This is a genomic window from Bradyrhizobium sp. UFLA01-814 (assembly GCF_046718885.1).
Classification (GTDB): Bacteria; Pseudomonadota; Alphaproteobacteria; order Rhizobiales; family Xanthobacteraceae; genus Bradyrhizobium; species Bradyrhizobium elkanii.
Genome location: NZ_JAQOSR010000038.1, coordinates 35,253 through 56,243, shown reverse-complemented (window position 1 = coordinate 56,243; position 20,991 = coordinate 35,253). Strand labels below are relative to the sequence as shown.

The 20,991-nt window shown below is 66.2% G+C and carries 15 protein-coding genes; 6 read left to right on the top strand and 9 right to left on the bottom strand.

The genetic code is table 11. The features are described from left to right. The coding region (locus PMN64_RS14235; RefSeq protein WP_411781123.1) for an MFS transporter at nucleotides 1-661 on the bottom strand (661 nt) is incomplete at its 3' end. Nucleotides 662-1,279: 618 nt separating this feature from the next. Between PMN64_RS14235 and PMN64_RS14230 the strand changes: the two genes are divergently transcribed. Further along, entirely contained in the window at nucleotides 1,280-2,356 is a 1,077-nt protein-coding gene (locus tag PMN64_RS14230; protein WP_028337716.1) for a YbhN family protein, read from the top strand. Between the two features lie 103 nt (nucleotides 2,357-2,459). Further along, complete coding sequence (locus tag PMN64_RS14225; RefSeq protein ID WP_411781121.1) at nucleotides 2,460-4,427, top strand: hypothetical protein; 1,968 nt, start codon at nucleotides 2,460-2,462, stop codon at nucleotides 4,425-4,427. A gap of 170 nt (nucleotides 4,428-4,597) precedes the next feature. Here the strand turns inward: PMN64_RS14225 and PMN64_RS14220 are convergent, their stop codons facing one another. Beyond that, nucleotides 4,598-5,164 (bottom strand): DUF2147 domain-containing protein, encoded by a 567-nt coding sequence (locus tag PMN64_RS14220; RefSeq protein ID WP_411781120.1) that lies wholly within the window; start codon nucleotides 5,162-5,164, stop codon nucleotides 4,598-4,600. A 127-nt stretch (nucleotides 5,165-5,291) separates the two neighbouring features. Beyond that, nucleotides 5,292-6,320, bottom strand: coding sequence for an NAD(P)/FAD-dependent oxidoreductase (locus tag PMN64_RS14215; protein ID WP_411781119.1), 1,029 nt, complete (start codon nucleotides 6,318-6,320; stop codon nucleotides 5,292-5,294). A gap of 164 nt (nucleotides 6,321-6,484) precedes the next feature. Here PMN64_RS14215 and PMN64_RS14210 point away from each other — a divergent pair, with 164 nt between their 5' ends. Continuing rightward, nucleotides 6,485-6,946 carry an acyl-CoA thioesterase gene (locus tag PMN64_RS14210; protein ID WP_076825837.1) on the top strand — a complete coding sequence of 154 codons (462 nt, stop codon included), beginning with the start codon at nucleotides 6,485-6,487 and terminating at the stop codon, nucleotides 6,944-6,946. A 7-nt stretch (nucleotides 6,947-6,953) separates the two neighbouring features. On the opposite strand, the gene PMN64_RS14205 is transcribed toward PMN64_RS14210, so the two are convergent. Together PMN64_RS14205 and PMN64_RS14200 are read right to left on the bottom strand one after the other, a co-directional pair. After that, the gene (locus PMN64_RS14205; protein ID WP_018272592.1) at nucleotides 6,954-7,274 is read right to left on the bottom strand and encodes a 2Fe-2S iron-sulfur cluster-binding protein; all 321 of its coding nucleotides are present in this window, start codon (nucleotides 7,272-7,274) and stop codon (nucleotides 6,954-6,956) included. Nucleotides 7,275-7,435: 161 nt separating this feature from the next. Further along, complete coding sequence (locus tag PMN64_RS14200) at nucleotides 7,436-7,813, bottom strand: Hpt domain-containing protein (protein WP_411781118.1); 378 nt, start codon at nucleotides 7,811-7,813, stop codon at nucleotides 7,436-7,438. Between the two features lie 381 nt (nucleotides 7,814-8,194). Between PMN64_RS14200 and PMN64_RS14195 the strand changes: the two genes are divergently transcribed. Further along, entirely contained in the window at nucleotides 8,195-14,215 is a 6,021-nt protein-coding gene (locus PMN64_RS14195; RefSeq protein ID WP_411781117.1) for a negative regulator of septation ring formation, read from the top strand. Between the two features lie 258 nt (nucleotides 14,216-14,473). On the opposite strand, the gene PMN64_RS14190 is transcribed toward PMN64_RS14195, so the two are convergent. The 3 genes from PMN64_RS14190 to PMN64_RS14180 all read right to left on the bottom strand — a co-directional run bounded on the left by PMN64_RS14190 (nucleotide 14,474) and on the right by PMN64_RS14180 (nucleotide 17,369). Further along, nucleotides 14,474-15,343, bottom strand: coding sequence for an MlaD family protein (locus PMN64_RS14190; RefSeq protein ID WP_028341638.1), 870 nt, complete (start codon nucleotides 15,341-15,343; stop codon nucleotides 14,474-14,476). Between the two features lie 119 nt (nucleotides 15,344-15,462). Further along, entirely contained in the window at nucleotides 15,463-16,233 is a 771-nt protein-coding gene (locus PMN64_RS14185; protein ID WP_168855021.1) for an ABC transporter ATP-binding protein, read from the bottom strand. Nucleotides 16,234-16,235: 2 nt separating this feature from the next. Further along, entirely contained in the window at nucleotides 16,236-17,369 is a 1,134-nt protein-coding gene (locus tag PMN64_RS14180; RefSeq protein WP_411781116.1) for an MlaE family ABC transporter permease, read from the bottom strand. A 141-nt stretch (nucleotides 17,370-17,510) separates the two neighbouring features. Here PMN64_RS14180 and dgcA point away from each other — a divergent pair, with 141 nt between their 5' ends. Beyond that, nucleotides 17,511-18,512 carry an N-acetyl-D-Glu racemase DgcA gene (gene dgcA / locus PMN64_RS14175; protein ID WP_411781115.1) on the top strand — a complete coding sequence of 334 codons (1,002 nt, stop codon included), beginning with the start codon at nucleotides 17,511-17,513 and terminating at the stop codon, nucleotides 18,510-18,512. Here the strand turns inward: dgcA and PMN64_RS14170 are convergent. Beyond that, nucleotides 18,509-19,681, bottom strand: a complete 1,173-nt coding sequence (locus tag PMN64_RS14170; RefSeq protein ID WP_411781114.1) for an MFS transporter — start codon at nucleotides 19,679-19,681, stop codon at nucleotides 18,509-18,511. The two genes, dgcA and PMN64_RS14170, sit on opposite strands and share 4 nt — an antisense overlap. A 75-nt stretch (nucleotides 19,682-19,756) precedes the next feature. Between PMN64_RS14170 and PMN64_RS14165 the strand changes: the two genes are divergently transcribed. Continuing rightward, nucleotides 19,757-20,989, top strand: coding sequence for a hypothetical protein (locus tag PMN64_RS14165; RefSeq protein WP_411781113.1), 1,233 nt, complete (start codon nucleotides 19,757-19,759; stop codon nucleotides 20,987-20,989). The last annotated feature ends 2 nt before the right edge of the window (nucleotides 20,990-20,991 follow it).

Below are 20,991 nucleotides of genomic sequence, written 5' to 3'. Positions count from 1 at the left end.
CCATGGTCGTCGGCAGCGTCAGATGTGTATAAGAGACAGGATCGAGCCGGTGTTGCTGATGACGCGTGGTTTCACTGGCAAAGCGCCAGGCGAGCCACAAGCCGGCGAGGCCGATCGGCAGGTTGACCAGAAAGATCGCGCGCCAGCCGACCAGCGCGATCAGTCCGCCGCCGACGAACGGGCCGGCGGTCAGCGCAAGGCTCGCGCCCGCGGCCCAGACCCCGACTGCGCGTCCCCGCGCCTTCTCGTCTTCATAGGCATGGCGGAGCAGCGCCAGCGAGTTCGGCACCAGGATGGCTGCCGCCAGCCCCTGCACGCAGCGGGCGGCGATCAGCGTCGCCGCATCAGGCGCGACCGCGCAGGCAACCGATGCCGCGGTGAAGATCGCAAACCCGGCCATGAAGATGCGCTTGGCGCCGATCCGGTCGCCGAGCGCGCCCGCGGTCAGGATGAAGGCCGCAAAGGCAATCGTGTAGGCGCTGACCACCCATTGCAGTTCGGCAACGCCGCCGCCAAGCGAGGCGCCGATCGCATTGAGCGCCGTGTTGACGATGGTGACGTCGAGCTGCACGACGCCATAGCCGAGACTCATCGCGGCGAGCGTCAACGTCGCCGCGAGCCCGCTCGTTTGCTGATGCGACGTTGCACGGCGGTCCGGCATGTGCCGGACGTTCAGGGATGTCTGTTGCATGGTCTTGTCCTTGCTCTCGGCAACCAATGCGAGACATAGGCCTTCGTTTCGCCGCAACACTTCGCCACCGATCGAAGTGTGAAATCGCATTCCTGGCCGGCCTGCCCGACGGCGGCCCGCTTGCGCGGCGTTTTGCCTCAATAGACCTACGGACCGCCCTCGCGCGCCTCACTTGGCCCCGAGCGCAGGGCGGATCATGCGCAAGCGCGCGTCGACTTCACACTTTGGTAAACGCCACAGCCGGCTCAGGCGTCCCCGTGCTGATGCATACCGTCTATTCGGCTCGCGCCAACTGACCCGCATCGACGCCGGAACGGCGGCAAAATCGGCGAAAAAGCCGACGAAATCGCTTGGAACGGCGGAACATGCAGTGGCCCCGTCGCCGTCCTGCGACTCACATTCCGCAGAGCGAGAACATATGTAGCCAATATGACAATGACGCTGGACGAGGGCCGAAGCTTGGCTTGTCAAGGGCTGCACAACGCATCGGTTTTGCCTTATGGGTCATCGCGTACGGTGCGTTTGCCCGTCACCCGTCGCCGTCCGTGACCGGGTCCCACTGAAATTGCCGCCCCGCCGGGAGGATGAATGCTTCGGCTGCTGACCACGCTTGGGCGTGGTTTCAAGGAAAAGATCGGCTGGAAACGGCTCGGGATCGCCGCGAGTGTGTTGATCATCGCGTTCGCGATCACGTCGCTTGTTCACACCCTGAAGGGCGTCGATACCGGCATCATTCTCACCGCGCTCACCAACATCGCGCCGCATCGGATCGCGCTGGCGGCTCTCTGCGTGGTCGGGGCGTTCTGCACGCTGACCTTCTACGACTTCTTCGCGCTGCGCACGATCGGCAAGATCCATGTCCCCTACCGCATCGCAGCGCTGTCGAGCTTCACGAGCTACACCATCGGCCACAATATCGGCGCCACGGTCTTCACCGGCGGCGCGATCCGCTTCCGGATCTATTCCGATTACGGCCTCTCCGCGATCGACGTCGCCAAGATCTGCTTTCTGTCGGGCCTGACCTTCTGGCTCGGCAATTTGTTCGTGCTCGGCTTCGGCATGGCCTGGCACCCGGCGGCGGCGTCGGCGATGGACCTGCTGCCGCCGGCGATGAACCGGCTGATCGCGCTCGGCTGCCTTGCCGGCATCGGCGCCTATTTCGTCTGGCTCCTGACCGGCGAGAAGCGCCGCGAGCTCGGCCAGAACGGCTGGAAGGTGGTATTGCCCTCGGCCAAGCTGACGCTGCTGCAGATCCTGATCGGCGTGGTCGATCTCGGCTTCTGCGCGCTCGCAATGTACCTGCTGATGCCGACCGAGCCGCATATCGACTTCGTCTCGCTGGCGGTCGTGTTCATCCTGGCGACGCTGCTCGGCTTCGCCAGCCACGCCCCCGGCTCGATCGGTGTGTTCGACGCCGCGATGCTGGTGGCGCTGCCGGAGTTCAGCAAGGAACAATTGCTGGCGACGCTGGTCGTGTTCCGCATCCTCTACTTCCTGATCCCATTCGGGATTTCGATCTCGATCATGGGCATGCGCGAGCTCTGGCTCAACGTGGTGCAGCCCTGGCAAGAGCGGAAGCGACTAAGCCAAGCCTGCACGGCTTCGGCGACCGTGCGGCAACCGATCGAAAGCCGGCAGCAGCGGGTCAGGCAGCTGAAACGGTAACAGACAACGTTATCGGCCCTCGTGCGGGCCCCTCGACCCCGGATTTTCGATCCTCGCAGCCGCTTCTCTTATTTTCGCCGTACCGCTCGCGTCAAACCGCGCCATGATTGGCTTTTTGGTTCGATTTTCGTTTCGGGTGACGGTCTGCAGTGTGCTGCTCGGCAGCGCGCTGGCAGCGGTATTCGCATCAGCCGCGGACGCGCAGGACAATCAGCTGCAGATCTCCTGGGAGGTCCGCAACCGCTTCCGCCTGTTCCGCGAGGAACGCGACTTCCGCCTGCATGTCGAAAGCGGGCTTGGCCGCAGCGTACTGGCCTCGGAACAGGCGCTGGAACTGCAAAGCGACGGCCGCGGCTGGGCGCGCAACACCGTGAACCGGCTCTGCATCGACCTGCAGGGCCGCGTCAGCGAGCCCTGCACCCGCGACAACGTCAAGGAAAGCTATCTGACGCCGATCGACCATCCGATCGTCGTGCGGCTCACCGGACCGGTTCCGGTCGGCGCGACCTGCGCCTGGTCGTTCGACGACGGCGACGGGCCGCAATCCTCGACATTCGATTGCGCCGAGCCGATCAATCTGCGCGTCCGCTACGGCCGCACCACGGTCGCGACCGTCGACGTCGCGAGCGGCTCGGACGCCAACCAGCGCGTGACGACGCCGATCGAGGTGCGCGACTTGCTGATCGCGGGCCTCGGCGACAGCATCGCATCCGGCGAGGGCAATCCCGACCGCGCGATTGCGCTCTCCGACGAGGGATTCTGCTTCCGCTCCTATCTCGGCGGGGCGCAATATTACCGGCCGAGCCGCGCCGGCTACAAAGGCGGCCGCGCCTGCGAAGCACCGGACACCCTGACCAACTGGCAGCGCCAGAGCGCGCTGTGGCTCAACTCGGCCTGTCACCGGTCGCTGTACAGCTACCAGACGCGCACGGCGCTCGCGCTCGCCGTGCAATATCCGCACATCGCGGTGACCTATCTGCCGCTGGCCTGCACCGGCGCCACCATCGCCGACGGCCTGCTCGGCTCGCAGCAGGCGCGGGAATGTCTGCCGACGAAGACAGCCAACACCTGCTCGGGCACCGTCAACGGCCAGATCGCGGAGCTGCGCACGGCACTCGCCGCCGCCAAGCGCCGTCAGCCCGACCGCACCCTCGACCTCGTGCTGCTGTCGATCGGCGCCAACGACATCTACTTCTCCGGCCTCGTCGCCAACGTGATCGTCGACACGCCGACCGAGCGCACGCTGTTCAGCCGCGGCGGCTCGATGGCCAGCGTCGAAGATGCCCGTTCGGCACTGGCGCGCGACCTGCCGGCCGATTTTGCCAAGCTGCGCGATGCGCTGAAGACGCTGGTCGGCGGCGATCTCTCGCACGTGATCTACACGGCCTATGCCAATCCGGCGCTGGCCAATGGCGGCGCACCCTGCCCCGGCGGCCGCGCCGGCTTCGAGATCCATCCCTCTTTCAACGCCGATCCCAAACGCCTCGCGTCGGTCTCGAGCTTCGTGCAGAACGAGTTCCTGCCGCAGCTCAAGGCGATCGCGCAGTGCCAGTCCGGCATCATCTGCCGCAATCCGCAGGCCGACCGCATGACCTTCGTCGATGCGCATCAGGACGCGTTTGCGAGCCATGGCTTCTGCGCACGCGCGTCGACCGATCCGGAATTCGACCGCGACTGCTTCGCCGCCAATGGCGACAGCTTTGTGTCGGACATCGTCGCCGCGGCCAACCAGCCGCTCAAATGCGGCCGCAGCGCCGGCGAATACCGCGCCTATCTGCCGCGCGCGCGCTGGATCCGCGACGCCAATGACAGCTACTTCACGGCGATGACCTACCCGCAGGGCCTGCCGTCGTCGATGCAGCCAAGCGACATCCACGACGCGACATGGGGCATCCTGTCGGCGGTGTATGGCGGCGCGGTGCATCCGAGCGCCGAAGGCCATGCGGCGATGGCCGATGCCGCGGTCCCCGCGGCCGCCACCGTGCTGCAGTTGAACACCGCCGTGCCTGAAGTGATTTCCGAGCCGGTCGCGCCACTGCCGATGCCGATTGCACCGACGGGACAGCGCTGAACGCTCACGCTGCCACGCAAGAGCGGAGCGTGAGCGCGCGCAGATCGGAGCGTTAGCCAGAGAGAAGTGCTAAAGCATGATCCGGAAAAGTGCGAAGCGGTTTTCCGAAAAGATCATGCTCAAACAAAGAACTAAAGCGCGATGACGATTCAACCTAATCTCATCGCGCTTTAGTGCCGCTTCGTCGCGGGCACCGGCGCCGCCGGCTTCGCCACCGCGGCTTGCGCCGGCAGATATTTGGCGACGATCGCGGGATCGAGCTGGGCCACCGCGGTGTCAGGCAGCCGGGTCCAGACCTCATCCTTGCCGAACAGCGAGATGCCGAGAAAGCCGCGCATCGTCAGCGTCTGACCATCGGCGCTCAACGTCATCTTGGCCTTGTAGACCTTGCCGTTGCGCGGATCGAGCACGTTGCCGCCTTCATAAGCGAGCCCGTTGCGCCTCATGTCGCGGATGAGGGGAATGCCGAGCCACGGCATGTCCTTGCGATCGTCGGTGCATTTCGAGCAGACCGGATTGGGCGGATCGCCGGGCGATGAAAACATCTTTGCGATCATGCCTTCGAACAGACCATTGCGCTCGATCACCAGGAACCAGCCCTCGGGCTTGCCGTCTTCGACCTTTTGCCACAGGCCGGCCGCCGACGGGTCGGCCGCCGAGGCCGCAAGCGGAGCAGCTAGCGCAAAGGCCGTGGCGATCGCGAGGATCAGCCGAAGTCTGGATAGCGTATTCCGCATCATCATCACCTGATCAATCGACCAACTCGACTACAAGCAGACTACGGCCATTTCACGGAGTGTTCCAGTACTCGCGCCGCGCAGGAAATGGCCCATGCCCCTGGCATTGGTCTCCGCTCGAGTGAAATCAGTTCACCCCAAGCTTCTTCTGCAGACTCGATGACGAGGTTGTGTACTGGAACACCAGCCGCTTGTCCGGATACACGTAGCGGTGCGCTTTCTGCGCCATCAGCGCACCTTCGTGGAAGCCGGAGAGAATGAGCTTGAGCTTGCCCGGATAGGTGTTGATGTCGCCGATCGCGAAGATGCCTGACACGTTGGTCTCGAACGCCGCGGTGTCGACCGGCACCAGATTGTTCTCCAGCGCCACGCCCCAGTTCGCGACCGGGCCGAGCTTCATGGTGAGCCCGAAGAACGGCAGCATCGTATCGCAGGCGATCGTCGAGACCGCATTGTCGTTACCCTTGAGCGCGGCGCCCGAGAGCTGACCGTTGGCGCCTTCGAGCCCCGTGACCTGGCCGATCTTCAGATCCATCTTGCCGTCGGCAACCAGCGCACGCATCTGCTCGACGCTGTGCGGCGCCGCGCGGAAATCGTCACGCCGGTGCAGCAGCGTAATGCGCTGAGCGATCGGATGCAGGTTGAGCGTCCAGTCGAGCGCGGAGTCGCCGCCGCCGACGATCAGGATGTTCTTGTCGCGGAACTGCTCCATCTTGCGCACGGCATAAAACACCGACGTACCTTCATAGGCCTCGATGCCCGGCACCGGCGGGCGCTTCGGCTGGAACGAGCCGCCACCGGCCGAGATCACGACGACCTTGCACTCGAACTCCTTGCCGGCATCGGTCTTCACGCGGAAAAATGGATCGCCGATCTTCTCGATGCTCTCCACCATCTCGTTGAGATGGAAGGTCGGATTGAACGGCTTGATCTGCTCCATCAACTGCTCGGTGAGGCCCTGGCCGGTGACGAAGGGAATTCCGGGAATGTCGTAGATCGGTTTCTCGGGATAGAGCTCGGCACACTGCCCGCCGATCTTGTCGAGGATGTCGACCAGATGCACCTTCATGTCGAGCAGGCCCAGTTCGAACACGGCGAACAGTCCGCAGGGGCCCGCGCCAATAATCAGCACATCGGTCTTGATCGCTTCGCTCATGTCCGCTTCTTTTCAGTTGAAATCGACTGGACGGCTTTTTCGCCTGTCCAGCCAAGTGGGCCGGATCGCGACATGCATAATAGGGACAGCGGCTGGCGCGGCAACCCCTTGCCGAGCCTGCGCAACTCGGCTGTATGGGCGGGAAACCGACGGAGATCCCCCTCGTGAATGCCCCTGTCCGTGCTGACGATGCGCCGCGCCTGGAAGACTTTCCCTACCGCCTGTCCGACAATGTGCGCTTTGCCGATCTCGACCCCAACGGGCACGTCAACAACGCCGTCTATGCGAGCTATTTTGAAACCGGCCGCGTCACGCTGGTGAAGGACCGCAGCATGGGGCTGATGCCGGCGGGGCTCGGCTGGATCATGGTGCGCCTCGACATCCATTTCCGTGCCGAGCTGCACTGGCCGGGTCAGATCGAGCTCGGGCTCGGTCTCGTCAAGTTTGGACGCACATCGACTACCTTCGACCAGGTGGTGTTTTCGGAAGGCAGATGCGTGGCGTCGGCGAAGGCAGTCACGGTGATGATCGATGAGGCCACGCGCAGGCCGACGCCGCTGCCGGCGGAGGTCAAGCAGAACTTCCGCCGCTGGGTCCGTCGCGGAGTGAATCCGGACGGCGAATGAAAGAATCTTAGGCCTGCCGCTCCGGCGTCGACACGACCAGTCCGTCGAGATCGTCGGTTACCTTGATCTGGCAGGACAGCCGCGAATTCGGACGCACGTCGAAGCCAAAATCCAGCATGTCCTCTTCCATCGGCGACGGCGCGCCGACCTTCTCGCGCCAGGCTTCATCGACATAGACATGGCAGGTCGCACAGGCGCAGGCGCCGCCGCATTCGGCTTCAATGCCGGGAATGGCGTTGCGGATCGCACCTTCCATCACCGTCGCGCCGTTCTCGATCTCAACTGTGCGTTTCTCGCCGGAATGGTCGATAAAGTGGATTTTGGCCATGATTGCTCGTGCTGCCGGAATGCGCCGGACGATGGATGGAAAGGTCCCGGGCAGTCGTATAACGGGTCGATCCGCACAGCGCTAGCGCGGAGACCGAAAACCTGCCCGCAGGTTGGGAAGCCGCCCAAGCTGCCGCGGCGCGCTGCCGAGACGCCGGACGCCTAGGAGCGGCCCAGGATCAGCTCGATCGCCGTGCGCGCCTCGGCAATCGCGGCGCCGAGCGCGGCAAGCGGCTGGGCCGCATCGGAACCGCCCGTCAGCGCGGTCTCCAGCTGGGCCGCAGCCTCGGCGACGCCGAGGGCGCCGATTGCCCGCGCCGATCCTTTCAGGGTGTGGGCGTGGGTCGCCGCCTCGGGCGGCAAGGCGGCCAGTTCACCGAGGATCCGGGCCGACTGGGCCGCGAACATGGCCAGCACTTCCCGCTCGAGGCCCGGATCGCCCAGCGTCATGCGCTGAAGATGATCGACGTCGATCGGCCCGGCGCCGGGCGCCAGTGGCGGCGATTGCGTCCATTCGATCCGTTCGAGATGAAGCGGCATGGCCTGTCCCTGTCGTCTCCGCCGGGCCCTCGCCGGCGGATCGTTGGCCCAGCCAATCACGAAACTGGTTAACGGATTGTTGTCGGGATGATCGGCAAAACCGCCCGATTCTGGACAATTTCTGGACACAATCGGCGCTCTGCGGCCGGAATTTCGAGTACCCATAAGGCCTTATGGCGCAAAGCTGTTAACGATGATTAAGAAAGTATTAATCGCAAGCATTTCATTCGCATCGCTCTCCCAATAGGATGTTTGCGGATGTAGCGGACAAGCCGCCCAGGGGGCCGCTTGCGCTCCGCTTGTGGGCACCGGCTTCGAGCTTGCGTGGGGACGATCGCAGGCTCGCCGACGCGTAAAATAGTGAGAGGGCTCAGACTGAACATGGCGAACACTCCCAAGAAGGTCAAAGATCCCACCGAAGTCGCGCTTTCTGCCATCCAGGAAGCCCTCAACATCAGCGAACAGGGCGCGGAGAATCGCAGCCCCCTCAACGAAGGCGCCGCGCCGCCGAACCTGCCGCCGTCCGCGGCCGATTTTTCAGCCGCATCGTTCGAGTCCCGTCCGAATAATACCGATCGTTCGGCGTTCGAGCCGATCGAAGAACCGCGCGCGCCGCGCCGCGCCGCCAACGACGATCGCGAAACCATCGGCCAGATGCTGCAGACGCTGCAGGGAGGACGCGCGCGCAACGCCTTCACGCTGTTCTTTGTCTGCTCCGGCGCCTGGCTGCTGGGCGGCATGATTCTCACCATCGCGTTCTGGCCGGCCCTGCAGGCCTCGATGACCCAGGGCACCGGCGTCCTAGTGCTCGCCGGCCTTGCCGCGCTGTTCGCCGTGCCGATCCTGCTGTTCTACTATCTCGCCAGCCTCGCCTCGCACGGTCAGCGCATGCAGATGATCGCGCAATCGATGGCGCAGGTCGCGATGCGATTCTCCGAGCCGGAAAACGCCGCTGCCGATTCCATGGTGACGGTCGGCCAGGCGATCCGCCGCGAGGTCGCGGCGATGGGCGACGGCGTCGAGCGCGCGATCGCGCGCGCCGGCGAACTCGAGACCCTCGTTGCCAACGAGGTCGCGGCGCTGGAACGCGCCTATTCCGACAACGAGGTGCGCATCCGCGCGCTGCTGCAGGACATCGCCCACCAGCGCGACAACCTGGTCGGCCAGGCCGAGCAGGTGCGCAGCGCGATCTCCGGTGTGCAGATCGACCTGCGCCACGACATCGCGCTGATCTCGGACGCCATCGCCTCGCGCGTCGACGAGGTCGCCAAGAGCATCACCGGCGCGCTGGAAGAGCGCGGCCAGCACATCACGACCGCGTTGAGCCATGCCGGCGACAACATGATCCTCGCGCTCGGCGAGCGCGGCGGCGACCTGCTCGACCGCCTCGAGGAAGCCAGCGCCGAGACCACGCGCGCGGTGATGGATGCCTCCGAGCGGCTGACCACCAGCCTCAACTTCAAGACCGGCCACGTCCATGACGAGTTCGTCGATCTGGCCGATCGCGTCCACGAGCTGCTGAACGAGCGCATCGACCGCATCACCGGCGAGTTCGAGCAGCGTTCGTCCGTCATCGTCGACGGCATCTCCGATCGCACCGAAGAGGTCCACGACTCCCTGAAGAACTCCGCGGACTCGCTGCTGCTCGAGCTCGAGCTGCGCAGCAACGACCTCGTCAGCAAGATCGACGACGCCGGCAACCGCCTCGCCGGCCAGATCCTGACGTCCGGCGACAAGGCGAGCGAAGCGCTCGACGTCACCGTCAACTCGCTGGTCGCCAAGGTGGTGGGCCAGACCGAGACCGCGCACGACTCGCTGTCGTTGCAGATGAGCGCGTTCGACGACCTGGTGAAAAACCATGGCAGCGAGCTCGCCGAGAAATTCGCCCGCGACTCCGGCACGCTCGGCGCGCTGATCACCCGCCACATCTCGGAATTCGACCGCACGGTGAAGACCTTCGGCGGCGACATCGTCGAGCGCATGGGCCAGCGGACCCAGGACATCGCCGACAGCCTGAAGACCTATGTCGACACCTTCGACCATCGCGTGACCACGAATAGCGGCGAAATCACCGCCTCGCTCGACCAGCGCCTGCTGCAGTTCGAAACCACGCTCGGCAGCCGCGTTACCAATCTCGACGCCTCGCTGACCGACAAGCTGTCGTCGTTCGATAGTTCGCTCGCCAGCAAGATCGGCTCGTTCGACGGCCGTCTGCAATCGCTCGATGATGCGATCGACGGCCGCATGAAGTCCCTCGAGGTCACCTTCGAGAGCCGCGCCAGGTCGGTCACCGACACCATTGACGGCCATCTCGGCACGCTCGCGACCCAGCTGACCGACGGCGCCTCCCAGGCGATCCAGTCGATCGACTCGCGGCTTGGCCTGCTCACCACCACCCTGACCGAAGGCACCGTGCAGGCGATCGCCGCGGTCGACCATCGCATCAACGGCGTTACCGAAACCATCGACGGCCACAGCGTCCGCCTGGTCGACACCCTCAACGGCCACAGCACCCGCCTCGCCGACACCATCAATGGTCACAGCTCGAACCTGACCGACACCATCTCGGCGCGCTTCGCCGACATCCAGCAGGGCATCGAGAGCCGCGTCGGCGTCATCGCCGGCGACATCGACACCCGCGTCGCGCAGTTCGAGGACCTGCTGGGCTCGCGCGTCGAGGCCGTCGCCGGCCGCATCGAGAGCAGCGGCCGCCAGGCGAGCGAGGACCTGATGTCCCGCGCCGAGCTGTTGTCGTCGAGCATCAAGTCCCATGTCGAGGACGCCGAGCGCTCGCTGACCAACCTCGTGGTCAACACCAGCGAAACCATCCAGACCGGCGCGCGCACCGCGCAGCAGGCGCTGCTCACCGTGTCCGCGGACGTCGGCAACCAGCTCAAGCTGAGCTCGGCCGAGGTCGAGAGCGTGCTGACCGCCGTCGGCACCAGCGCCGCCAACTCGATCCTCACCAGTGCCCGCGACGCCCAGGTGTCGCTGGTCTCGGCCTCCGGCGACGTCGCCTCGCAGATCAAGTCGCTGTCCGAGGATGTCGAACGCACGCTGCAGGCGGCCGGCAGCGCCACCGCGGCCTCCGTGCTGTCCGGCGCCCGCGACGCGCAGACCACGCTGGTCAGCGCCTCGGTCGAAGCCGCAAGCCAGGTCAAGTCGTTGGCCGCCGATGTCGAGCAGTCGCTGTCGATGTCTGGCTCCGCCGCCGCCGAAGCGATCATGACCGGTGCGCGCGAGGCCCAGACCACGCTGATCGCGACCTCGACCGACGTCACCGGCCAGGTCAAGTCGCTCGCCAGTGACGTCGAGCGTTCGCTCTCGATGGCCGGCACCGCGACCGCCGAAGCCGTCGTCGCCTCCGCTCGCGAAGCCCAGAGCACGCTTGCCGGTGCATCCACCGAAGCCGCCAACCTGGTCCGCTCGCTCGCGGCCGACGTGCAGCACTCGCTCTCGACCGCCGGCACCGCCACCGCGGAAGCCGTCGTCGCTTCCGCCCGCGAGGCCCAGAGCACGCTCGCCGGCGCGTCGACCGACGCCACCAATCTGGTCCGGACACTGTCGGCCGACATCGAACGCTCGCTGTCGATGGCAGGCTCCGCCACCGCAGAAGCCGTCGTCGCCTCCGCCCGCGAGGCCCAGAGCACGCTCGCCGGCGCATCCACCGACGCCACCAACCTGGTCCGGACACTGTCGGCCGACATCGAGCGCTCGCTGTCGATGGCAGGCTCCGCCACCGCGGAAGCCGTCGTCGCCTCCGCCCGCGAGGCCCAGAGCACGCTCGCCGGCGCATCCACCGAGGCCACCGATCTGGTCCGCTCGCTGGCGGCCGACATGGAGCGTTCGCTGTCGATGGCAGGCTCCGCCACCGCGGAATCGATCACATCAGGTGCGCGTGAGGCCCAGAGCACGCTGGTCAACGCGTCGACCGACGCTGCGACCAAGGTGTCTGCGCTTGCCGCCGACATCCAGCGTGCGCTGTCGATGGCCGGCTCCGGCACCGTCGAGATGCTGACGGCCGGCGCCCGCGAGGCGCAGAACACCCTCGTCACTGCGTCGACGGAGGCAGCCAACCACGTCAAGTCGCTGGCCGTCGATGTCGAGCGCACCCTGACCTCGGTCGGCACCAACACCGCGCAGGCGATCCTCGGCAGCGCTCGCGATGCCCAAAGCTCGTTCGTGGCAACCTCCAGCGAGGCCGCAAGCCAGATCCGCGAGATCTCCGCCGAGATCGAGCGCTCGCTGACCACAGCCAGCGCGGACACTGCGCAGACCATCCTGGGCAGCGCCCGCGAGGCCCAGGGCTCGTTTGCGGCGACCTCCGCCGATGCCGCCGCTCAGATCCGCACGCTCTCGACCGATATCGAGCGGGCGCTGGGTGCGGTCACGGCCAAGACCACCGACAACATCCAGACCTCGGCGCAGAACGCGCAGGCCGCGCTGATCACCATGTCCAACGAGGTCTCGACCAAGGTCAAGACGACCTCCGCCGACATCGAACGTTCGGTGCTGTCGGCCTCCAGCGCCTTCGGCTCGGCGATGACCGGCAAGACCGACGAGATCGTCACCTATGTGCAGCAGCAGACTGAGCGTCTGTCGCAGATGGTCGACGGCCGCCGCGGCTCGCTGGTCGAGGCGCTGACCGCCAAGACCACGCAGCTGTCGAGCGACATGGATCGCGCCACCGCTGACGCGCTGAAGGCGATCGAAACCCGTGGCCTCGCCTTCTCGCAGACGATGTCGGCCCACGGCAGCGATGTCGCGCGCAACATCACCTCGGCCGGCGATCAGGCGACCGGCGCGGTGGCGAAGTCGCTCAAGGAGCTCGAGCACGCCTCGCGCGCGGCGATCGACCAGTCGCGCCAGGTCTCGATCTCGGCCGTCACGGAGATGCAGGAGACCAGCAAGATCCTGCGTACCGATACGGTCGCGCTGTTCGAGCGGCTGCGCGAAGGCAACATCCTCCTGCAGGAAGTGCTGACCGGCGCCCACGACAACCTCAACTCGCTGGAGCGCGCGCTGGTGACCCGCGTGGCCGACTTCGTGTCCGCCATGAACGACGTCACCTCGCGCAACGGCGTGGCAACCCAGACGCTGGAAGACCAGCTCACGGTGTTCAACAGCAAGACCGGCAAGGCGCTGGAAGATCTCGGCGCGCTGTCGAGCCAGTTCGAGACCCATGGCAAGGCGCTGATCGATGCGGCTGCGGTGGTCGAGCAGGCCAACCGCTCGACGACGGCCTCCGTCAGCGAGCGCAAGTCGGCGCTGGAAGCGCTGGTCACGACCATCGACCTGCGCACCACCGATCTCGACCAGCGGCTGTCGCGCTTCACCGGGCTGCTCGATGAATCGCTCGGAGCGGCCGAGGAACGCGCCCGCGACATCGCCCGCGTGGTGGCGGAGACCGCAGGCGCCGGTTCGGCTGCGATCAGCAGGCAGTTCGAGGCGGTACGCCAGGCAGCCGAGAACGAGCGTCAGCAGACCGTCGACGCCATGAACGACCTCTACCAGCAGAGCAATGCCGAGACCGATGCGATGTTCAAGGAATCGACGGAGAAGTTCTCCGCGATGGTCACGGCGATGAAGCAGATGGCGAGCGAGATGCACAACGAGCTCGAGTCCACCCGCAACGAGCTGCGCCGCGGCGTGCTCGAGATGCCGCAGGAGGCCGCCGAGAACACCGCGCAGATGCGCAAGGTGATCGTCGACCAGATCGAGGCGCTGGCCGAGCTGAACCGCATCGTCGCTCATCACGGCCGCGGACTCGACGTGGTCAGCACCAACCGCGCCAGCGTTCGCCACGACGAGCCGGTGATGGCTGCCGCCGGCGGCCGCGGCGATGTGCGCATGCGGGACAACGGCAACAGCGCCTCGACGCTGCCGCCGCCGGATCTCGGCATGGCGAGCTCGCGCCGCACCGAGGCCCCGCCGGTCAGCCCGGCAGGCCCCAACAACAACGGTGACGGCTGGCTGTCCGACCTGCTCAACCGGAGCGACGCGCCGCCGCCCGCCCCGCAGAGCCGCGACGCCCAGCAGCGCCCGCGTCCGCAGCAGCAGCCGGTCAATCCGCTGGAGTCGCTGTCGCTCGACATCGGCCGGCTGATGGACCGCACGCTTGCGGCCGAGATGTGGGATCGCTACCAGCGCGGCGAGAACAAGGCGTTCTCCAAGCGCCTCTACACGCCAGCCGGCCAGAAGGCCTTCGATGAGGTGGCCCGCAAGTACCGCTCCGACCGCGGCTTCAAGCAGACGGTCGACCGCTACATCGCGGAGTTCGAGCGCCTGCTCGACGAAGTCGCCCGCGACGGCCGCGGCCAGCAGGAGCTGAGCAGCCACCTCACCTCGGAGACCGGGCTGGTCTACACCCTGCTCGCGCACGCCGCGGGACGGCTGGGATAAGCTGGCGAATAGCTGATAGCGAATGGAAAAACGGAGACCGAAAGGTCTCCGTTTTTGTTTGGGGCTAGATTGGCCCGAAAACTCTGTGTGGACGAAGGACCCGACAGCTTCTGATCGTCATTCCGGGGCGATGCAAGGCATCGAACCCGGAATCTCAAGATTCCGGGTTCGGTCCTGCGGACCGCCCCGGAATGACGTAACAACCAGCGGTGCGGCGAACCCTATTCGCTATTCGCCACGCACCATTCGGCCGTCACGTCATTGCCGCCGCCGCGGCCCGGGCGCGGTGGCAGGTGCCGGCGCGGGTTCGGGTGCGGCGTTGTTGCTGCCGCCGAAGATCACCCGGCTCGGATTGCGGTCGAAATTATTCACCGCGCGGCTGATGTCGGACAGCGTCCTGCGGCCGTCGTTGATCAGGAGATTGGAGCGCTTGTCGAGATCCTCGGCGAGCTCGCGGATCGACTTCACCATCAGGTTCAGCTCGCTGCCATTGTTGCCGCCCGCGATCGCATTGAGGCCCAGCATCAGGCTGTCGGCCTTGCCCATCACGCCGTCGACCTTGAGCATGACGTTGTCGATCTTCTCGGAATTGCGCGCCAGCGCCTGGGTGAAGACCTCGAGATTCTTCAGCGAGTTCTTCACCGACTGCTGATTGTCGGCGACGATGCGGTTGACGTTTTGCAGGGTGGCGCGGATCGCCTCGGTGACGTCCTGCAGCGCATTCGGGTCGGCGGTCAGAACCGGGATGCCGTCCTCGTCCAGCGGCACCGGCGGGGCGGCCTCCTCGCCGCCCTTGAGCGAAATCGCGGCGACGCCGGTGAGACCCTGGAACTCGAGACCGACCAGGGTGTCCTTGCGGAGCGGTGCGTTGTTCTCGATCATCGCCAGCGCGACCACGCGTCGCGGGTTGTCGAGCTTCACCGAGACCACTTCCCCTATCCGAATACCGTTAAAATTGACATTGCCGCCATTGCGCAGGCCTGACGCCGGCCCTTCGAAGATCACCCGCAAGGGGCTGCGCTGCTTGGTGGTGTGGAGGCTCTGGAACCACAGCACGAAGCCGAACGCGGCGGCGATCACCGCCAGCGTGAAAGCCCCGATCAAGACGTAGTTCGCCCGCGTTTCCATCAACTGCTCGCGTTAATTACTCTGGGCTCTCGCGCAGTCAGCCTGCGTTCGAGCCCGTCGAATTCCCTGTTGGCGCATGATTTCGTCCGAAAATCGGCTCCAGGTTTCGGGATCATGGGCTAGGCCACAACGGCACGGGCGCGCTTGCCGTTGAAATATTGCTGCAGCCATGGATGCTGCGATGCCTTCATGTCGGCGATCGATCCTGCAGCAATGATCTTACCGTTCCCTAAAACGGCGATACGGTCGCACGCGGTGTAAAGACTGTCGAGATCGTGCGTTACCATGAAAACGGTCAGCCCCAAAGTGCGCTGCAGGGTGCGCACCAGCTCGTCAAACTCGCCGGCGCCGATCGGATCGAGACCCGAGGTCGGCTCGTCGAGAAACACGAGTTCGGGATCGAGCGCGAGTGCGCGCGCCAGCGCGACGCGCTTGATCATGCCGCCCGACAATTCCGACGGATAACGATCGGCGACTTCCGGCTTCAGCCCGACCATCACGAGTTTCGCCACCATGATCTCGTCGAGCAGCCGCTGCGAGACGCGCAGATATTCGCGCGCCGGAAACTGGATGTTCTGGCGCACCGTCAGCGAGGAGAACAGCGCGCCCTGCTGGAACAGGATGCCCCAGCGGCGCTCGACGGCACGGCGCTGCGATGAGCTCGCGGCGTCGAGATCGACACCGAACACTTCGATGCGGCCGGCGACTTTCGGCACGAGCCCGATGATGGTGCGCGTCAGCACCGACTTGCCGGCGCCCGAGGGCCCGACGAAGCCGAGGATCTCGCCGCGCCTGACGTCGAGGTTGAGGCCGTCGAGCACCCGCGTATTGCCGAATTGAACGGTAATGTCGCGGACCCGGATGATGGCGTCGTTGTCCTCTTCCGCCATGATCACATCCCGATCGAGGCGAAGAAGATCGCGAACACGCCGTCCATCACGATCACGAAGAAGATCCCTTTCACCACCGATGCGGTGGTGTGCTGTCCGAGCGACTCCGCCGAGCCCTGCACCGCCAGGCCTTCGACGCAAGCGACGATACCGATCACCGCCGCCATGACCGGCGCCTTGACCATGCCGACGATGAAATGGTCGATCGATATGGCATCACGAAGGCGGAGCAGGAAGGCCTCCGGATCGACGCCGCCATAGAGCCAGGCCACCAGGCCGCCGCCATAGAGCGCGGCCATCGCGCCGAGAAAGGCCAGGATCGGCAGCGCCAGCACCAGCGCCAGCATGCGCGGCAGGATCAGGACCTCGATCGGATCGAAACCCATGGTACGCAGCGCGTCGATCTCCTCGCGCATCTTCATCGAGCCGAGCTCGGCGGTATAGGCCGAGCCGGAACGGCCCGCGACCATGATCGCGACCAGCAGCACGCCGATCTCGCGCAGCACCAGGACGCCCAGCATGTCGACGACGAAGATGTCGGCGCCGAACCTGCGGAAATGGAAGATGCCCTGCTGCGAGATGATGCAGCCGATCAGGAAGGTGATCAGCACCACGATCGGCACCGCGCGCCAGCACACCTGTTCGAGGTGATGCACCGTCGAGGTCAGGCGGAAGCTGCGCGGATGGATCAGCACCTTGCCCGCGGCCACCAGCACCGCGCCGAGCATGTCGACGAGGCCGATGATCGTGCCGCCGATCCCGGCCACGGTGCGCCCGATCTGCTCGAGCATGCCTGATATCGACAGCCGGTCGCTGACGACCCTGGGCGCGGGACCGACGCGGCGGACCTCGTCGACCAGGCTGGAATAATTGGCCGACAGGCCCGCGATCTCGGCTTCCGCGCCGGCGTCGCTGAGGCTACGGCGCAGCCGCTCAATCAGCCAGGCGCCGAAGGTGTCGAGGCTCGCGACCTGCGACACGTCGATGAAGATGTGCGGCCGGCTGCCGCGCAGCTTCTCCGCGTCGGAGACGATACGCTCGAGCGCAGAGGCAAAGCGGGCGGTCCAGTTGCCCGCCGCACACAACGCCAGTCCTTCGCCTTGGGCTATCCGCTCCAGTGTCGGGTCGCCGCTCACCTTTTGCCTACCCCTCAAGCCGGCTGGCTGCCGCTAACGCTGATCTCCGGCGCTGCCGGATCGGCTTGTCGAATCTGCCGCTAAACAGCCATAGTTGGCTGCGCGTCGCAAGCTACGGTTCAGGAAATAGTAGACTTTAAAATGACTTCCACCCCATCCGGAGCGATTTCCCTGACCGGTCGGATCGAGCGCTGGCCGATCGCAGGGACCTTCACGATCAGCCGCGGCGCCAAGACCGAGGCCATCGTCGTGGTCACCGAGGCAAGCCAGGGCGGCCTCATTGGCCGCGGCGAATGCGTGCCCTACCCGCGCTATGGCGAAACGCCCGAGGCGACGCTGCACGCGATCCAGGCGATGCAGGCGCCGCTCGCCGGCGGCATGGACCGCATCGCCTTGCAGGCCCGGATGCCCGCCGGCGCCGCCCGCAATGCGCTGGATTGCGCGCTGGCGGACCTTGAGGCCAAACGCGCCGGCAAACGGATCTGGAACCTGCTCGGCCGGCCCGCGCCGGAGCCGCGCACCACCGCCTATACGATCTCGCTCGGGACGCCCGAGGCGATGGCGGAGGCCACCGCAAAGGCTGCGCATCGTCAGTTGCTCAAGATCAAGCTCGGCGGCGATGGCGACGGCGCACGGATCGCCGCCGTGCGCAAGGCGGCGCCTCGATCCGAATTGATCGTCGACGCCAACGAAGCCTGGACCGAGGACAACCTCGCCGCCAATCTCGCGGCCTGCGCCGATGCCGGCGTCACCCTGATCGAGCAGCCGCTGCCGGCGGGCAAGGACGAGGCGCTGGCGCGGATCCAGCGCCCGCTCACGGTCTGCGCCGACGAGAGCGTGCACGACCGCGCCTCGCTTGCCGGCCTGCGCGGCCGCTATGACGCCGTCAACATCAAGCTCGACAAGACCGGCGGCCTGACCGAAGCGCTTGCGATGGCGGATGCCGCCCGTGCGCTCGGCTTCGAGATCATGATCGGCTGCATGGTCGCGACCTCGCTTGCGATGGCGCCGGCGATGCTGATCGCGCAGCAGGCACGCTTCGTCGACCTCGACGGCCCGCTGCTGCTGGCGAAGGACCGCGACCACGGCCTGCGCTACGAGGGCAGCCTGGTCTATCCGCCCGACGCCGGGCTCTGGGGCTAATCGGTGAGACGCTTGCGCGCCAGCCACATCACGAGCCCGCCCGTGGCCGCCATTGCGGCCATCATGTCGTAGACGCCGAGCCCGAAGCGCGCATAGACCATGCCGCTGACGATCGCCGTGGTGCTCGCGACAATGCCGCCGCAGGCGGTGAGATAGCCTTGCGCGCGCGCCATCACGTGAACCGGCACGTGATGCACCATCAGGCCCATGATGCCGACCTGCGTCAGGCCGAAGCTCAGCCCGTGTCCGAGCTGCACAACTGCAAGCACCGCAAGCGGCGGGTCCTGCGCGGTGATCGCCCAGCGCGCCGCGGCACTGGACGCCGCGATCATCACCAGCACAGCCGACGGCAGCGTGAAGCGCGGCGAGGCCGCAAACAGCACGATCTCGGCGATCACGCCGAGCACCCAGAGACAAGCGATCGTCAGGCCGCTGAAGCCGGCCTGCTGCCAGGCGATCGATGCGAAGATGTAATAGGCGCCGTGGCTGCCCTGGATCAGCGCCGAGGATACGATGATGGCGAGGAAGGTGGGATTGCGCAGCAGTTTTGGCGCGCCGGCCGCAGGTGTGACGGCAGCCACTGGACGGCCCAGCGGCCGCAGCGTCAGCCCGACCAGCGCGCCGAGCATCGTCACGGCCGTGACGATCCAGATCAGGTCGACCTCCGCGACATAGCGGAGCAGGAAGCCGCTCACCAGCGCGCAGACCGCGAAGGCGGCCGAGCCCCAGAGCCGCAGCGGTCCGTAGTTGAGGCCGAATTGCCTGACGCCGCGCAGCGCATAGGCGTCGGTGAGCGGCACCATCGGGGTCCAGACGCAGCAGGTCAGCGCATAGATCGCCAGCAGCACGAACGGCTGGTGCTGGGTGCCGATCACGGCAAAGCCGAACGCTGTTGCGAATCCGGTGGCGATGATCGCGCCGCGCAGCATCTGGCGCCGTTCCGCCGCCGCGGTGACCAGCGGCAGCACGGTGAAGCGCGTCACCGGCGGCACCGCGGTGATGATGCCGATCCAGGTGGCGTCGATGCCGATCGCCTTCAGCCACACCGTGAAAAACGGCAGGTGAACCCCGGTCATGCCGAACAGCGTGGCGTAGAATGCCGCGAGTCGGTTCGCGAATCGCCGCGATGCAACCTTTGCTGCGATGGGGATTTGTGATTCGGAAGACATCAATTCAATTGCGATTCGCGCGATATCGTGGTGATCGTTAGCGTAACGCGCAGTGATTTGCGCGGAGAGATTGTGATGGCCGAAGAAGCATTCGCCCTGTCGCCGATATCCGCCCGCGCGGCCCTGCCGAGCGAGGAGGACTATGCCGCGATCAGCGCGGCCTTCATGGAGACTTCGCGGGGCCGCTGGTTCCTCGGCGAATACGCCAAGCGCAACCGCAATGCCGATACCCGCATGGTGCTCGATGCGGTGGCGCGGATCGAGGAAAGCCTCAGCGCGCAGCGGCAAGCCGCCGCAGCGGCGATCAGGGACGAGCAGCTGGCGCAGGCGCTGGCCGCCCTGCGCGGCGCAATCGAGGCCGCCCAGGCCTCGGCCATCGCCGCGCTCGACGGCATCAGCTTTGAGCAGAGCCTCGCGCCGGTGCGCAAGGGCGTGCGGGTGATCAGGGAGATCTCCTGGCGGCTGCGCGAGATCGGCAATGACGGCCGGATCTGCGACATCATCGATTCGCAAGTTAGCGCGATCGAGGCTGGCGCCGCCGAGGTCTCGATGGACGATGCCAAGGCCGTGCTGGATGCCGGCTTCGCTGCGCTGGCGCGCCGCCTGAGCGAGTTCGATCCGGACAAGGCGGCGACGCCTGCGGCCGAGCCTGATGTGGCCGAGGCGCCGGTTGCGGAGCCGCCGGCAGCGGCCCCCGCGGCGCCGCCACCGGTGGCCGAAAGTGCAGCCCCCGATATGGCCGCTACGCCGCCAGCGCCGCCTCAGGAGGCCGCTGCAGCCGTGATGCCGCAGCCGAGCGAAGCCTGGATCAAGGCTGAAGCCGCGCTGGCCGAAGCCGAGGCCGCAGAACTCGCCCGCGTCACCGACGAAGCGACGGCCGACGCCCATGACGAGGCGGTGCTCGACCTCATCGCGATGGAGATGGGTGCGCCCGATCCCATCGACGAAGAGGCGATCGCGGAGGAAATGCGCGCCGCCGAGGAGATGCGTGTCGCCGAGGCGATGGCCGCCGAGCCGGAAATGGTTGCGCCAGCCATTCAGCCTGAGCCTGCACCGGCGCCCGCGCCGAAGGTCGAGGTCAAGATGGAGCCGCCACCGCGAGCGGCAGCGGCGATTGCCGAGACTCTGGTGATGCCGCCACCTCTCCCGCCCGCCGTTGAGCCTGCCCCTGCTCCCGCAGCGGAGATCTCACTCGGCTCGACGATCATCGCCAGCGGTCTTCTGAAAAGGCCAAGCGTCGCGGCCAACGATCCACTCGCGCCGATCCGCCGCATGAGCCAGGCCGAGAAGATCGCGTTCTTCTCGTAACC